The 12,234-nt window shown below is 67.5% G+C and carries 14 protein-coding genes and 1 pseudogene; 9 read left to right on the top strand and 6 right to left on the bottom strand.

Annotated features, from left to right (window positions below):
* Nucleotides 1–277 (bottom strand): annotated as a pseudogene (locus tag ACESK5_RS17250) (transcriptional regulator); the annotation flags it as partial.
* Nucleotides 278–405: 128 nt separating this feature from the next.
* On the opposite strand from ACESK5_RS17250, the gene ACESK5_RS17245 reads away from it, so the two are divergent.
* From ACESK5_RS17245 to ACESK5_RS17235, 3 genes are all read left to right on the top strand, one after another.
* The gene (locus ACESK5_RS17245) at nt 406–1,044 is read left to right on the top strand and encodes an NAD(P)-dependent oxidoreductase (RefSeq protein WP_372912817.1); all 639 of its coding nucleotides are present in this window, start codon (nt 406–408) and stop codon (nt 1,042–1,044) included.
* On the top strand, nt 1,041–1,925 hold the full coding sequence (locus ACESK5_RS17240) for an SDR family oxidoreductase (RefSeq protein WP_372912816.1): 885 nt from the start codon (nt 1,041–1,043) through the stop codon (nt 1,923–1,925). The genes ACESK5_RS17245 and ACESK5_RS17240 overlap by 4 nt, the downstream gene beginning before the upstream one ends.
* Nucleotides 1,926–2,005: 80 nt before the next feature.
* Complete coding sequence (locus tag ACESK5_RS17235; RefSeq protein WP_372912815.1) at nt 2,006–2,950, top strand: cation diffusion facilitator family transporter; 945 nt, start codon at nt 2,006–2,008, stop codon at nt 2,948–2,950.
* A gap of 7 nt (nt 2,951–2,957) precedes the next feature.
* Here the strand turns inward: ACESK5_RS17235 and ACESK5_RS17230 are convergent, their stop codons facing one another.
* A complete protein-coding gene (locus ACESK5_RS17230) occupies nt 2,958–3,986 on the bottom strand; it encodes a low specificity L-threonine aldolase (RefSeq protein WP_372912814.1) in 1,029 nt (342 codons plus the stop codon).
* A gap of 116 nt (nt 3,987–4,102) precedes the next feature.
* Nucleotides 4,103–4,393, bottom strand: a complete 291-nt coding sequence (locus ACESK5_RS17225; RefSeq protein WP_372912813.1) for a GYD domain-containing protein — start codon at nt 4,391–4,393, stop codon at nt 4,103–4,105.
* Between the two features lie 148 nt (nt 4,394–4,541).
* Here ACESK5_RS17225 and ACESK5_RS17220 point away from each other — a divergent pair, with 148 nt between their 5' ends.
* Nucleotides 4,542–5,648, top strand: coding sequence for an aminopeptidase (locus ACESK5_RS17220; protein WP_372912812.1), 1,107 nt, complete (start codon nt 4,542–4,544; stop codon nt 5,646–5,648).
* Between the two features lie 105 nt (nt 5,649–5,753).
* Here ACESK5_RS17220 and ACESK5_RS17215 read toward each other — a convergent pair whose 3' ends face one another.
* Nucleotides 5,754–7,115: an NAD-dependent succinate-semialdehyde dehydrogenase gene (locus ACESK5_RS17215; RefSeq protein WP_372912811.1), complete on the bottom strand. Its 1,362-nt coding sequence runs from the start codon at nt 7,113–7,115 to the stop codon at nt 5,754–5,756.
* Nucleotides 7,116–7,267: 152 nt separating this feature from the next.
* Here ACESK5_RS17215 and ACESK5_RS17210 point away from each other — a divergent pair, with 152 nt between their 5' ends.
* Nucleotides 7,268–7,420, top strand: coding sequence for a hypothetical protein (locus ACESK5_RS17210; RefSeq protein ID WP_372912810.1), 153 nt, complete (start codon nt 7,268–7,270; stop codon nt 7,418–7,420).
* Between the two features lie 86 nt (nt 7,421–7,506).
* Here ACESK5_RS17210 and lrp read toward each other — a convergent pair whose 3' ends face one another.
* Nucleotides 7,507–7,965 (bottom strand): HTH-type transcriptional regulator Lrp, encoded by a 459-nt coding sequence (gene lrp, locus ACESK5_RS17205; RefSeq protein WP_372912809.1) that lies wholly within the window; start codon nt 7,963–7,965, stop codon nt 7,507–7,509.
* A 126-nt stretch (nt 7,966–8,091) separates the two neighbouring features.
* Between lrp and glnA the strand changes: the two genes are divergently transcribed.
* Together glnA and ACESK5_RS17195 are read left to right on the top strand one after the other, a co-directional pair.
* Nucleotides 8,092–9,465, top strand: a complete 1,374-nt coding sequence (gene glnA, locus ACESK5_RS17200) for a type I glutamate--ammonia ligase (protein WP_372912808.1) — start codon at nt 8,092–8,094, stop codon at nt 9,463–9,465.
* Nucleotides 9,466–9,636: 171 nt separating this feature from the next.
* A complete protein-coding gene (locus ACESK5_RS17195) occupies nt 9,637–9,846 on the top strand; it encodes a hypothetical protein (protein WP_372912807.1) in 210 nt (69 codons plus the stop codon).
* 26 nt (nt 9,847–9,872) lie between these two features.
* On the opposite strand, the gene ACESK5_RS17190 is transcribed toward ACESK5_RS17195, so the two are convergent.
* Nucleotides 9,873–10,727: a phosphatase PAP2 family protein gene (locus ACESK5_RS17190; protein WP_372912806.1), complete on the bottom strand. Its 855-nt coding sequence runs from the start codon at nt 10,725–10,727 to the stop codon at nt 9,873–9,875.
* Nucleotides 10,728–10,781: 54 nt separating this feature from the next.
* Between ACESK5_RS17190 and ACESK5_RS17185 the strand changes: the two genes are divergently transcribed.
* Together ACESK5_RS17185 and ACESK5_RS17180 are read left to right on the top strand one after the other, a co-directional pair.
* On the top strand, nt 10,782–11,423 hold the full coding sequence (locus ACESK5_RS17185) for a DedA family protein (protein WP_372912805.1): 642 nt from the start codon (nt 10,782–10,784) through the stop codon (nt 11,421–11,423).
* Nucleotides 11,424–11,532: 109 nt separating this feature from the next.
* A complete protein-coding gene (locus tag ACESK5_RS17180; RefSeq protein ID WP_372912804.1) occupies nt 11,533–12,144 on the top strand; it encodes a DUF1326 domain-containing protein in 612 nt (203 codons plus the stop codon).
* Nucleotides 12,145–12,234 lie beyond the last annotated feature (90 nt).

Here is a 12,234-nt window from a genome sequence, read left to right as displayed (position 1 = left end):
ATTCGAGATCGCCGAACCGGAGCGGCCCCTCGGCGAAGGCGAACTCACTCAGGACGGCCATGGCGTGTGCGCGGCCGAGCAGGTCCAGCAGGGCGACGACGGTCCCCTCGACGCGCTCGCGCTCGTCAGGGTCGAACGCCGCACGGACGGCGGCCGCCTCCTCGAGCGAGAAATCCGTCTCCGTCCCCGTCCCCGTTCTCGCGTCCGGGTCCGCGTCCGGGTTCGGATTCGGATTCGAATCCGGGTCCGCGTCCGGCGGAGTGGATGGGTCGGTCACACCACCGAGAGGGTCCGAGAAGACATAAGCTTGCAGAATCGTAGCTTCGTACGAGAGCGGCTCGAAGTGCCATTGCTTCGAAGCTACGAAGTTGCAAGTATAAGCGCTCAGACGGCGTACGAGGTGGTATGCGAATCACCGTACTCGGTGCGAGCGGGCGGACGGGCGTCCCACTGGTCGAACAGACACTCGGCCGCGGCCACGAGGTGGTCGCGTTCGTCCGGTCGCGGGACCGACTGCCGGCCGAACTCCTCGGCAACGACGGCGTCACCGTCGTCGAAGGTGACGCCTACACCGGCGACGGAGTCGTCGAGGCAGTCGAGGGAGCGGACGTGGTCGTGTCGGTGCTCGGCCAGTCGAAAGAGAGCCCGGACGACCTGCTGACGGTGGCCGGCGACCACGTCGTCGAGGCGATGCACGACGCCGGCGTCGACCGGTTCGTCACGCTCGTCGGGGCGGGCGTCCGCGAGGAGGGCGAGGCGGTGCCGTTCAGCGGGAAGGTGATGGGGGCGGTGCTGAAGTTCGTCGCCAGCGAGGTGCTCGCCGACGCGGAGGCTCACGTCGAACACGTCCGCGACAGCGACCTGCAGTGGACGGTCGTCCGCGCGCCCCGGTTGACCGACGCCGCGGGGACCGGGACGTACCGCGCGGGTGACATCTCGCTGGGGTTCGAGTCCGTCGCCCGGGCGGACGTGGCCCGTTTCGTCCTCGACGTGGTCGAGGGCGAGCAGTTCGTCGGCGAACTGCCGAAAGTCGGCCCGGCGTGATTCTGGTCACCGGCGCGACGGGGACGGTCGGACGCGAGGTGGTCCGCGAACTCCGGGCGCACGACGAACCCGTCCGGGCGGCCTCGCGGGATGCCGAGCGTACCCGAGAGCGACACGGAGACGACGCGACGTGGGTGTCGTTCGACTTCACGCGACCGGAGACGTACTACCCGGCCCTGGAAGGGGTCGACGCCGTCTTTCTCGTGCGACCGCCCGCAGTAAGCCGGGTCGGACGCGACATCGTCCCGTTCCTCGACAGCGCCGCCCGGATGGGAGTCGGCCACGTCACGTTCCTGTCGGTCCTCGGGGCGGAGAAGAACCCGCTCCTCCCACACCGGCGCATCGAGCGCCACCTGTCGGCCCTGGCCGCCAAGGGTGCAGTCACGTACACGTTCCTGCGGGCCTCCTTCTTCGTGCAGAACCTGCTGACAGAACACCGTCGGGACGTCGTCGACAACGACCGGCTCTTCCTCCCGGCCGGCGACGGGGCGACGAGTTTCGTCGACGCGCGGGACGTCGCAGCGGTGGGAGCGGTGACGCTCGTCGAGACTGGCCACGAGAACCGCGCCTACGACCTCACCGGGCCGGCGGCGCTCACGTACCACGACGTCGCCGACGTCCTCACCGCGGAACTCGGCCGCGAAATCCGCGACGTCGACCCGGCGATACCGCGGTTCGCGACGACGATGTACCGCCGCGGGCGGCTGCTCCCGTTCCTCCTCGTGATGGTCGGCCTCTACACCCTGGTGCGTCTCGGGTTCGCGGGGCGGGTGAGCGACGACGTCCGCCGGGTGCTAGGCCGTGACGCCCGGTCGCTGCGGACGGTCGTCCGTGACAACCGGGCGGCGTTCGGCGCGGACGACGGGTCGCGAGACGAGTGAGGAGGAGGTGGTGGAGAGGCTCCCACGGGCCGACTGAGGCAATCCAAACAGGTAACACGCGGCCGAGAGTTCGGGGAGACATGGGCAGTAGCACCTCCGTCGTCCTCGCCGCCCTCGTCGCCAACGGCGCCATCGCGGTCATGAAGTTCGTCGGCTTCGTTCTCACCGGGAGCCCCTCGATGCTCTCGGAGACGTACCACTCCATCTCCGACACCGGCAACCAGGTCTTCCTGCTCATCGGCATCAAGTACAGCGGACAGAAGGCCAACCGGACGCATCCGTTCGGTTACGGCAAGGCGCAGTTCTTCTACGCGTTTCTCGTCGCGGTGCTCCTGTTCGGCATCGCCGGCTGGGAGTCGCTCAAACACGGCTACGACGCGGTCCTCCACCCTGGCCACGGCGGTGGGGGGGACCCCTTCACGCTGTTCGGAGCCACCATCGACCCGTTCTTCGTCAACGTCGTCGTCCTGGTCGGGGCGATCGGCTTCGAAACCTACGCGCTGGCGAAGGCTAACGCGGAACTCCAGCGCCAGATCACCGAGTACGGCTGGTCGGGGATTCGCGAGGCGTTCAGGAAGACCAGCGACATCACCACCCTCACGGCCTTCACCGAGGACGCCATCGCCCTCGCCGGGGCCGCCATCGCGCTCGTCGGCGTCGTCCTCTCGCGGGTGACGGGGAACCCGCTCTACGACTCCGTCGCGGCGGTCGTCATCGGTCTCCTGCTGATGGGCTTCGCCCTGGCGCTGGCGTGGGAGAACAAGCGACTCCTCATCGGCGAGTCGCTGCCGAAAGCCGACGAGAAGCGACTCCGCGAGGCCATTCTGAGCCGCGACGGGGTCGTCCACGTCGACCGCTTCGGCACGGTCTTCTTCGGCCCCGGGAACGTCGTCGTCACGGCCGACGTGAGCTTCGACCTCGACCGCGAGACCGAGGTCCTCGACGACGAGATAACCGCCATCGAGGAGGAACTCAGGCGAACCGACAGCCGGGTCGGGATGGTCTACATCGAACCCGAGGTGTAACGAGCGGTCAGCGCAAACTCTCGACGGCCGCCGCGACTCGGTCGACGGCCTCCGACACGTCGGCGCGGGAGACGTCGAGGTGTGTACACAGACGGGCCGAGGCGTCGTCTCGCGCTCCGAACGCGACGCCGTGGTCCTCGCAGGCGGCGACCAGGTCGGGCGCCGAGAAGGCCGCCGTCTCCACCGACAGCATCACGATGTTCGTGTCCGGCTCGCGTGTCGCGAGGCCGGGGACGTCGTCGAGACCCGCAGCGAGCGTGCGGGCGTTCGCGTGGTCCTCCGCCAGTCGGTCGACGTTCTCCAGCGCCACGAGGCCGGGGGCGGCGACGATACCGGCCTGTCGCATCCCGCCGCCGAACAGTTTCCTGACCCGTCGCGCCCGGTCGACGAACGCCGCGGGACCGGCGAGGATAGACCCGACGGGTGCGCCGAGGCCCTTCGAGAGACAGAAATTGACCGTGTCGGCCGGGCCGGTCAACGCCTCGGGCGCGACGTCGAGGGCGACGGCGGCGTTGAACACACGGGCCCCGTCGAGGTGCACGGGGACGCCGAGGTCGTGTGCGGCCTCGCAGGCCTCCTCGATAGTGTCGGGGCCGACGGCGACGCCGCCGCGGCTGTTGTGGGTGTTCTCCAGACACACCAGTCCGGTCCCGGGTCGGTGTAGCGACTCCTCGACGTAGGCCGCCCGGACCTGTTCGGCCGTGGGAACGGCCCGCGGACCGCAGTCGACCATCCGCGCCTGGACGCCCGAGAGGTCGGCGACGCCGCCGAGTTCCCACTTGACGACGTGGGCCTGGTCGTCGACGACGAGTTCCTGGCCGCGGTCGGTGTGCGTGCGGATAGCGACCTGGTTCCCCATCGTCCCGCTCGGGACGAACAGCGCCGCCTCCATCCCGACGAGGTCGGCCGCGCGACGTTCGAGGTCGTTCACCGAGGGGTCGTCGCCGTAGACGTCGTCGCCCACCTCGGCGTCGCGGGCGGCGTCGCGCATCGCCTGTGAGGGCTTCGTGACGGTGTCGGAGCGGAGGTCTATCATGCCTCTCGGGAGTCGGGGGAGCGACAAAGAGGTGGTGGTCGGTCGAGCGTCCAGTGGAGGGATGACCCGAGCCACAGACCGGATGAAAAAGTCGACTCGGACGACGCGGACGCGACTCAGAGTGCGTCCATGACGTCGCGGTACTCGTCCTCGGTGAACGCCTTCAGCGTCTGCGTGCGGACGGAGCCGCTCCCGCCAATTTTCAGCATCGTCTTCGCGCAGGATTCGTCGTCCGGGAACTGCGAGACGACGACCATGTCGTGTTCGCCCATGGTCATGAAGAAGTCGGTTATCTCACCGCCATGGGCGCTGGCGGCCTCCCGCGCCTGCTGGAGGCGCCGTGGGCTCTCCTTCGCGTTTGCGATCCCCTCTCCGGTCCAGTCGGCCAACGTGATGTATGTCGGCATCTGTGTCACCACCCCGCTCGTACGGGTGCCGCTAGGACGCGCCGGACGGGTATCTCACTTTTTCAGCCGGGAGAGGATGTCCGGCGAACCGGCAGATGGGCCGCGTCGACGCCGAAAGAGGCATAGGGCGACGGTAACAGGGGGAGACATGGACCCACGCATCCGCGAACACGCGGAGACCATCGCCGACCACTCGACCGGAATCGAGGCGGGCGAGAACGTCGTCATCGCCGTGCCCCGAGAGGCCGAAGACCTCGCCGTCGCCCTCCACGAAGTCGTGGGCGATCGGGGCGCGAACCCGGTCTACCTGAACAACTCCGAGCGCGCGTCGCGGGCGTTTCTGCGGGCGCGCGCCGACGAGGACGAAGAGGAGGCAGGCGAGTTCGAGACGCCCGCCCACCAGCTCGCGCTGTACGAGGAGAGCGACGTCGTCGTCGTCGCTCGCGGCGGCGCGAACGTGAGCGAGCAGTCCGACGTCGCCCCGGAGACGACGGCGGCGTACCGGCGGGCGATGCAGCCAGTCCTGAAAGAGCGGCTCTCGAAACGGTGGTGTCTCACACAGTTCCCGACCTCCGGACACGCTCAGCTGGCGGGGATGAGTACGGAGGCGTACGAGAACTTCGTCTGGGACGCCGTGAGTCTCGACTGGGACGCCCAGCGCGAACACCAGGCCGAGATGGTCGACGTCCTCGACGGCGCCGACGAGGTCCGAATCAAATCGGGCGCAGAGACGGACGTGACGATGTCCGTCGCCGGCAACACGACACTGAACGACTACGGCGAGAAGAACCTCCCCGGCGGGGAGGTGTTCACCGCTCCAGTGAAAGAGAGCGTCGAGGGTGAAGTCCACTTCGACATGCCGCTCTACCGACAGGGGAGAGAGATAGAAGGTGTCCGCGTCCGGTTCGAGGCGGGTCGCGTCGAGTCGTACTCGGCGGAGCGGAACGAGGAGGTGCTCGACGGGGTGTTCGACACCGACGAGGGAGCGCGGTATCTGGGCGAACTCGGCATCGGGATGAACCGGAGCATCGACCAGTTCACCTACAACATGCTGTTCGACGAGAAGATGGGCGACACGGTCCACATGGCCGTCGGTGCCGCCTACGAGGAGTGCGTCGGCGAGGAGAACGAGGCGAACGAGTCCGCCGAACACGTCGACATGATCGTCGACATGAGCGAGGATTCGGTCATCGAAGTGGACGGAGAGGTCGTCCAGCGAGACGGCACCTTCGTCTTCGAGGACGGGTTCGAGTAGCTAGGTCGTTTTGGTCCAGGTTTTGCCGAGCGAGCGACGCGAGCGGGCGAAAAGCTGGGACGCGGAGCTTCGTCTTCGAGGACGGGTTCGAGTAGCCCCTGGGTTCTACTCGATCCAGACCGTCTTCCGGTTGACGAACTCCTTGATGCCGGGCTCGGAGAGTTCGCGGCCGTAGCCGGAGTCTTTGACGCCGCCGAAGGGGACGCGCGGGTCCGACTTCGTGAGCTGGTTGACGTACGTACAGCCGGCGTCGATGCGTGCGGCGACCCGTTCGCCGCGCTCGCGGTCCTCGGTCCAGATAGACGCCCCGAGCCCGAAGCGGGTGTCGTTCGCCTTCTCGACGGCCGCCGCCTCGCTGTCGACCCGGAACACGGCCGCGACGGGGCCGAACAGTTCCTCGTCGTCGGCCGGACAGTCGGCGGGGACGTCCGTCAGAACCGTCGGCGGGTAGAACGCGCCCTCGCGGTCGAGAGGTTCGCCACCGGTGAGGACGGTTGCGCCCGCCTCGACGCTCGCCTCGACCTGCTCGTGGAGGTCCTCCATGAGGGACTGGCGGGCCTGCGGGCCGACCTCCGTCTCCTCGTCCGTCGGGTCGCCGACGGTCAGCGACTCGACTTCGGAGACGAACCGGTCGAGGAACTCGTCGTACACCGCGTCGTGGACGACGAACCGCTTGGCCGCGATGCACGACTGTCCGCCGTTCAGGTTGCGCGCCCACGCACCGGTCTCGGCGGCCGCGTCGAGGTCAGCGTCGTCGAGCACGACGAACGGGTCACTCCCACCGAGTTCCAGCACCGTCTTCTTGAGGTTCGCGCCCGCCGTCGACGCCACGGCCCGGCCGGCCGGCCCGCTGCCGGTGAGCGTCGCGGCACGGACCCGGTCGTCCTCGAGGACGTCGTCGACGAGGTCCGACGGGATCAAGAGCGACTGGAAGACCCCCTCGGGGTAGCCCGCTTCCCGGAATATTTCCTCGATAGCCACCGCACAGCCGGAAACGTTCGAGGCGTGCTTCAACAGGCCCACGTTGCCTGCCGTGAGGTAGGTCGCGGCGAACCGGAACACCTGCCAGAACGGGAAGTTCCAGGGCATGACGGCCAGTACGGCACCCAGCGGGTCGTATCGCGTCTTGACCGTCGTCCCCGGTGGACTCGGGTGGTGGTCGTCGGCCAGGTAGACGCTCGCGTACTCGGCGTAGTGGTCACAGACCCACGCGCACTTCTCGACTTCGTCGAGCGCCTGCGAGACGGGCTTGCCCATCTCCCGGGTCATCAGTTCTGCCCACTCGCGCTCGCGGTCCCGGAGGACGTCTGCGGCGCTGGCGAGCAGTTCCTGGCGCTCGCGGAGCGACACGTCGCGCCACTCCTCGAAGGCGTCGGTCGCACGCCCGAGGGCGTCCGCCACGTCGTCAGCCGACGCTTCGTCGTACGTGTCGATCCGTTCGTTCGTCGCCGGATTGACCACGTCCATACCCTGAACCTGACAGTGGGCGTTCATTACCCTTTCCCTCGGACAGCGGGGGCGACGAAACGGGGCGCGCGCCACCACCGTCGACCCGTCGACGACCGGGACGGAGGGGGTCGTGCCCAACGTTTATTCGAGTGTAGTCGTGTGCGTCGAACATGGTACGGGTCCACTGTGCAGGCTGTGGACGCGACGTCGCGATACACGAACTCGAGACGAAGACCGTTGCCCAGCGCAGCGGCTTCGAAACCCGGTATCGGTGTCCGTTCTGTCACGAGGAGGTCGAAGACGTCGCCGACAGCTTCGGGTGAGCACGCCCGGCGACGTCTCTCGCTGGCGCACCGGCGCGACAGGTGGTGGCGAACGGGACGACTGCTCCGACGAACCGTCGTCGCGGTTACTCGTCGATGTCCAGTTCGAACTGCTCGTTCTCGACGACGGCGTTGAGCACGACGGACGTGTTCGACTCGCGGATGTCCGCGTCGGTGAGGAGCGCCTTGATCTGCTGGTTCATGCCGTCGGTGTCTTTGAACTTCCCGATGGCGATGATGTCGTAGTCACCGGTGACCTCGTACACCGAAATCATCTGGTTCTGGTCCTTCAGCCGCTCCGTAATCTCGGGGAGCGCGCTCCCCTCGACCTTCAGCTGGATGACGGCCGTGACGTCGTAGCCGAGAGCGTCGTAGTTGACGATGGGTGTGTAGCCCTCGATGACGCCCTCCTCTTCGAGGTCGCGGAGGTGGTTCGAGACGGTCGTCACGGAGACGTCGAGGTCTTCAGCGAGACTGCGGAGGCTCGCTCGTCCGTCGCCGAGCAGTTCGTTGATGAGTTTGGCGTCGAGGTTTTCGTACGTCATTACAGTTGAACACACGACCCGGGGTTTAGAACTTTACGAATGACCACTTCTCTTGGAGCGCTGGACGGCCTTGCACTAAGCGACAAGGTCTTTATACTGGCTGTATAGGCGTAGATTGTCCAGAAGATGACGGACGAACACACAGCACCAGATGGCGGTCTGACTGACGAAGCACAAGCAGTATTGGACGAAATCGAAGAGAAGAACGTCAATTTCCTCCGACTCCAGTTCACCGACATCCTCGGAACGGTGAAGAACGTCTCCGTACCGGCGTCACAGGCGGAGAAGGCGTTCACCGAGGGCATCTACTTCGACGGCTCCTCCATCGAGGGGTTCGTCCGGATCCAGGAGTCGGACATGCGGCTCAAGCCCGACCCCGAGACGTTCGCGGTGTTGCCGTGGCGCAGCACCGAGTCGGGGTCTGCGGCCCGGTTCATGTGCGACGTCATCGACACCTCCACCGGGGAGCCGTTCGAGGGCGACCCCCGGTACGTCCTGAAACAGGCGCTCGCCCGCGCCGAGGAGATGGGATACGAGGTCAACGCGGCGCCCGAACCCGAGTTCTTCCTGTTCGAGGAGGACGAAGATGGCCGTGCGACGACGAAGACGAACGACGCCGGCGGCTACTTCGACGTCGCCCCCAAGGACCTCGCGAGCGACGTCCGTCGTGACATCATCTACGGCCTCGAGGAGATGGGCTTCGAGATGGAGGCCAGCCACCACGAGGTCGCCCAGGGCCAGCACGAGATCAACTTCAAGTACGACGACGCGCTCTCGACGGCGGACAACGTCGCGACGTTCCGGATGGTCGTCCGCGCTATCGCCGCCCAGCACGACCTCCACGCGACGTTCATGCCCAAGCCTATCCCGCGAATCAACGGCTCCGGGATGCACACGCACATCTCGTTGTTCACCGAGGACGGCGAGAACGCCTTCCACGACGAGGACGACGAGTTCAACCTGAGCTCCACCGCACACTCGTTCCTCGCGGGCATCCTCGAACACGCCCCGGCGCTCGCCGCCGTCACGAACCCGACAGTCAACAGCTACAAGCGCCTGGTTCCGGGCTACGAGGCACCCGTCTACGTCGCCTGGTCCGACCGCAACCGCTCGGCGCTCATCCGCAAGCCGGCCGCGCGCGTCCCGGCCGCCTCACGCATCGAGGCGCGCTTCCCCGACCCGTCGTGTAACCCGTACCTCGCCTTCGCGGCGCTCATCCACGCCGGTCTCGACGGCGTCGAGGCGGACCTCGAAGCGCCCGCCCCGATTCGCGAGAACATCTACGAGTTCGACGAGCAGAAGCGCGAGGAGTACGGCATCACCACGCTGCCGTCGAACCTCGGCGAGGCGCTCGACGCGCTCGAGGCCGACGAGACCGTCCAAGAGGCGCTCGGGAGCCACGTGTACGAGAAGTTCATGGAAGCCAAGACGCACGAGTACGACGAGTTCCGTATCGACGTCTCGCAGTGGGAACTCGACCAGTACCTCGAGAAGTTCTGAGCGCGCACCCCCACGACTCACTATTTTCGCAGCCGCGTCCGCGTCCGCGTCGCCGACCACGTCGCGCCGCCGACTGTCTCCGACAGAAGAGAGGTACAGCCGCGCGCCGCACACCCACGCCCGCCCGCGTCGGGACGAACCGTTTTCCGCCCGTGTGCGGTGAGAGCCCGTATGGACGAGTCCGCCCTCCAGACGCGACTCACCCGGATAGAACGCCTGCTGACTCTCGCCGTCGTCGTCCTCGTCGCGCAGGTCCTCCGCGACGTCGCTGGCGTCCTCGGGACGTGGGTGACCGGCGTGCTGACGGCCACACTCGCACTCCTGGCAGTCGCAGCGGTCGTCTACACTCGCAGGCGGAGCCGGGACACAGCAGGTGGGTAGCGGAGCGGTCGAGCGCGAGGCGGGCCTCACTCGACAGCCAGGCGAGCGAGTCGCGGTAACGCGAACAGCAGTGCGACACACCCCCCGGCGAGGCCCATCGTCAGCGTGTCGGGGATGGTCGCGGCCGCGGCAGCGGCGTCGAGGGCGAGGAGGCCACCGAGGACGGCCGGGAGGCCGGCGAGGGCGAAGACGGTCCCTCGGGGCGAGAGCGGCGTACCGACGGACGCGACGGTCGGTTCGACGAGGCGCCACCCGACCCAGCCACCGAGGGTCGCACCGACGGTGAGAAGCGTGTTCACGCTACTGGAGAGGACGAGCGCGGCGAGCGCCGCGACAGCCGCGAGGGCGAACACCCGGTCGACGGCGGCGTGCGTCGGCGGCGTGGACCGGTCGCGCCACAGCGTCGCGAAGACGAGGCCGACGAGGACGAGGCCGACTGCGACGCCGACGACGACGTCGACGAGGTAGTGGACGCCGATGACGACCCGAGAGGCGGCGACCAGGGGAACCACGCTTCCGGCGACGGCCAGGCGGACGCGCCGACGACCGGTGTCGAGCGCGAGAGCAGCCGTCCCCCAGACGACGGTCGACCCGAGCGCGTGCCCGCTGGGGAAGCCGTACCCCTCCTCGAGCGCGCCGGGCGGGCGAGGGAGCGCGAACGCCGACTTCAGCGCCAGCGTCACCCCGAGGGCGAGGAAGGCGGTGGCGAGAACGAATCCGACGCGACGGCGGTCGAGACCGGCCCGGTCGGAGGCGGCGTAGAGAGTGGCGAGAACGCCGAGGAGTAGCCACGGGTCACCGAGCCGCGTCAGGAGGTCGAACAGGTCGACGACCACGGGAGGGAGTCCGGAGACGACGTCGAGTGCACCGAGTCCGCGCATAGCGGGAGTGACGAGACGCGAAACATATAACGCGGTGGTTCCTCCCTGCGACCAGTGGTCTCGGTCGACGCGTTCACGCAGGCGCTCGTCGGCTTCGTCCAGACGTACGGCTACCTCGCGCTGTTCGTCTTCGTCGTCCTGGAGACGGCGTGGACCGTCCACTTCGCGCCCTCAGAGGTGGTCATCCCCTTCGCGGCGGCGTATCTGGTCACGACCCCCGGCGAGTTCGTTCTGTTCGTCGCCGTCGGAACCGTGGGTGCGGTCTTCGGCAGTCTGCTCGCGTACTACCTGTTCGGCGTCAACGGCGACCGGATACTGCAGCGGTACGGCCACGTCCTCCGCGTCCCCGAGTCAGAGGTCGAACGGAGCAAGGCGTGGTTCCGTCGGTGGGGCGAGGGACTGATGTTCTGGGGACGGGTCGTCCCCGTCCTCCGGACGCCCATCTCGGTGCCCGCGGGCTTCGCCCGGATGAGCGTCCGGAAGTTCACCGTCTACTCCTTCGGCGGGTGGGCCGTCTACAACGCCGCCCTCGTGTGGCTGGTCTACGCGGGGTCGGGCGAGCGCGCCCCCATCGACTACGTCCTCGCGCCGCTCACGCGGGCGGCGGGGTCGAACCCGGCACTCCTCGTCGGTCTGGCCGTCGTCACCTGTCTCGCTGGCGGCCTGTGGTGGAGACGGCGCGAACGGGTCGTCTGAACCGACCGGCACGTCGGCCTCCCCGATTTCGTGACGCTCGACTATCACGAACGAATCAAAGTCGCACTTATGTTGCTAGCTGTTGACTCTTCACAGGGAGGGGGTTACAATGGTAACAGAGTGGACGATTTCGGGGGAGTACGCGGAGGCGTGTAACTGTGACGTCGTCTGTCAGTGTCTGTGGCTGGAGGCACCCGACGACGGCGCCTGTACGTTCGCAATCGCGTGGAACATCACCGACGGAAACTACGGCGACGTGGACGTGAGCGGGCGAACGGTCGCGACACTCGTCTCGACGGACGAGGGCGTCCTGATGGACCCCGCGACGCAGTGGGACGTGGTACTGCTCGTCGACGACGAGGCGACCGACGAGGAACGAGAGGCGCTCGAAGACATCTACTTCGGACGCGCGGGTGGTATCTGGGCGGCGGTCGCTGAGACGCACGTCCGGTCGACCGAGTCGACGACGGCCCCGATGGAGTTCGAGCGCGACGGCGAGACGACGCGCGTCTCCGTCGGCGACGACGTGGCGATGGAAGTCGCCGAAGCGGTGGGGTTCAACGAGGACGTCGGAGAGGTCTACCCACATCCGTTCACATCGGATATGACGATGAAGACCGCCAAATCCACGAGCGCCACGGTGTCGTACGACGACCAGTTCGACTGGGACCTGGGCGGAAACAGCGCCTTCGTCTGCGACTTCGAACTGACGAACGCCTGAGACATGGAGCACCGACAGGAAACCAGAAGCGGTCGCCAGAGCCGCAGGCTCGGTCCCCGGGAGACACGATTCGTCGGCCTGGGAGTGTAC

The organism is Salinigranum sp. (assembly GCF_041641895.1).
Lineage (GTDB): Archaea > Halobacteriota > Halobacteria > Halobacteriales > Haloferacaceae > Salinigranum.
This window is presented reverse-complemented; position numbering and strand designations above follow the sequence as displayed.

What these genes read in the sequence shown, in the direction of transcription:
- ACESK5_RS17220 (WP_372912812.1), top strand. Translation starts at nt 4,542, where the DNA reads ATGGACCCACGCATCCGCGAACACGCGGAGACCATCGCCGACCACTCG.
- ACESK5_RS17235 (WP_372912815.1), top strand. Translation starts at nt 2,006, where the DNA reads ATGGGCAGTAGCACCTCCGTCGTCCTCGCCGCCCTCGTCGCCAACGGC.
- ACESK5_RS17245 (WP_372912817.1), top strand. Translation starts at nt 406, where the DNA reads ATGCGAATCACCGTACTCGGTGCGAGCGGGCGGACGGGCGTCCCACTG.
- ACESK5_RS17230 (WP_372912814.1), bottom strand. Translation starts at nt 3,986, where the DNA reads ATGATAGACCTCCGCTCCGACACCGTCACGAAGCCCTCACAGGCGATG.
- ACESK5_RS17210 (WP_372912810.1), top strand. Translation starts at nt 7,268, where the DNA reads ATGGTACGGGTCCACTGTGCAGGCTGTGGACGCGACGTCGCGATACAC.
- ACESK5_RS17190 (WP_372912806.1), bottom strand. Translation starts at nt 10,727, where the DNA reads ATGCGCGGACTCGGTGCACTCGACGTCGTCTCCGGACTCCCTCCCGTG.
- ACESK5_RS17180 (WP_372912804.1), top strand. Translation starts at nt 11,533, where the DNA reads ATGGTAACAGAGTGGACGATTTCGGGGGAGTACGCGGAGGCGTGTAAC.
- ACESK5_RS17225 (WP_372912813.1), bottom strand. Translation starts at nt 4,393, where the DNA reads ATGCCGACATACATCACGTTGGCCGACTGGACCGGAGAGGGGATCGCA.
- ACESK5_RS17215 (WP_372912811.1), bottom strand. Translation starts at nt 7,115, where the DNA reads ATGGACGTGGTCAATCCGGCGACGAACGAACGGATCGACACGTACGAC.
- glnA (WP_372912808.1), top strand. Translation starts at nt 8,092, where the DNA reads ATGACGGACGAACACACAGCACCAGATGGCGGTCTGACTGACGAAGCA.
- ACESK5_RS17195 (WP_372912807.1), top strand. Translation starts at nt 9,637, where the DNA reads ATGGACGAGTCCGCCCTCCAGACGCGACTCACCCGGATAGAACGCCTG.
- lrp (WP_372912809.1), bottom strand. Translation starts at nt 7,965, where the DNA reads ATGACGTACGAAAACCTCGACGCCAAACTCATCAACGAACTGCTCGGC.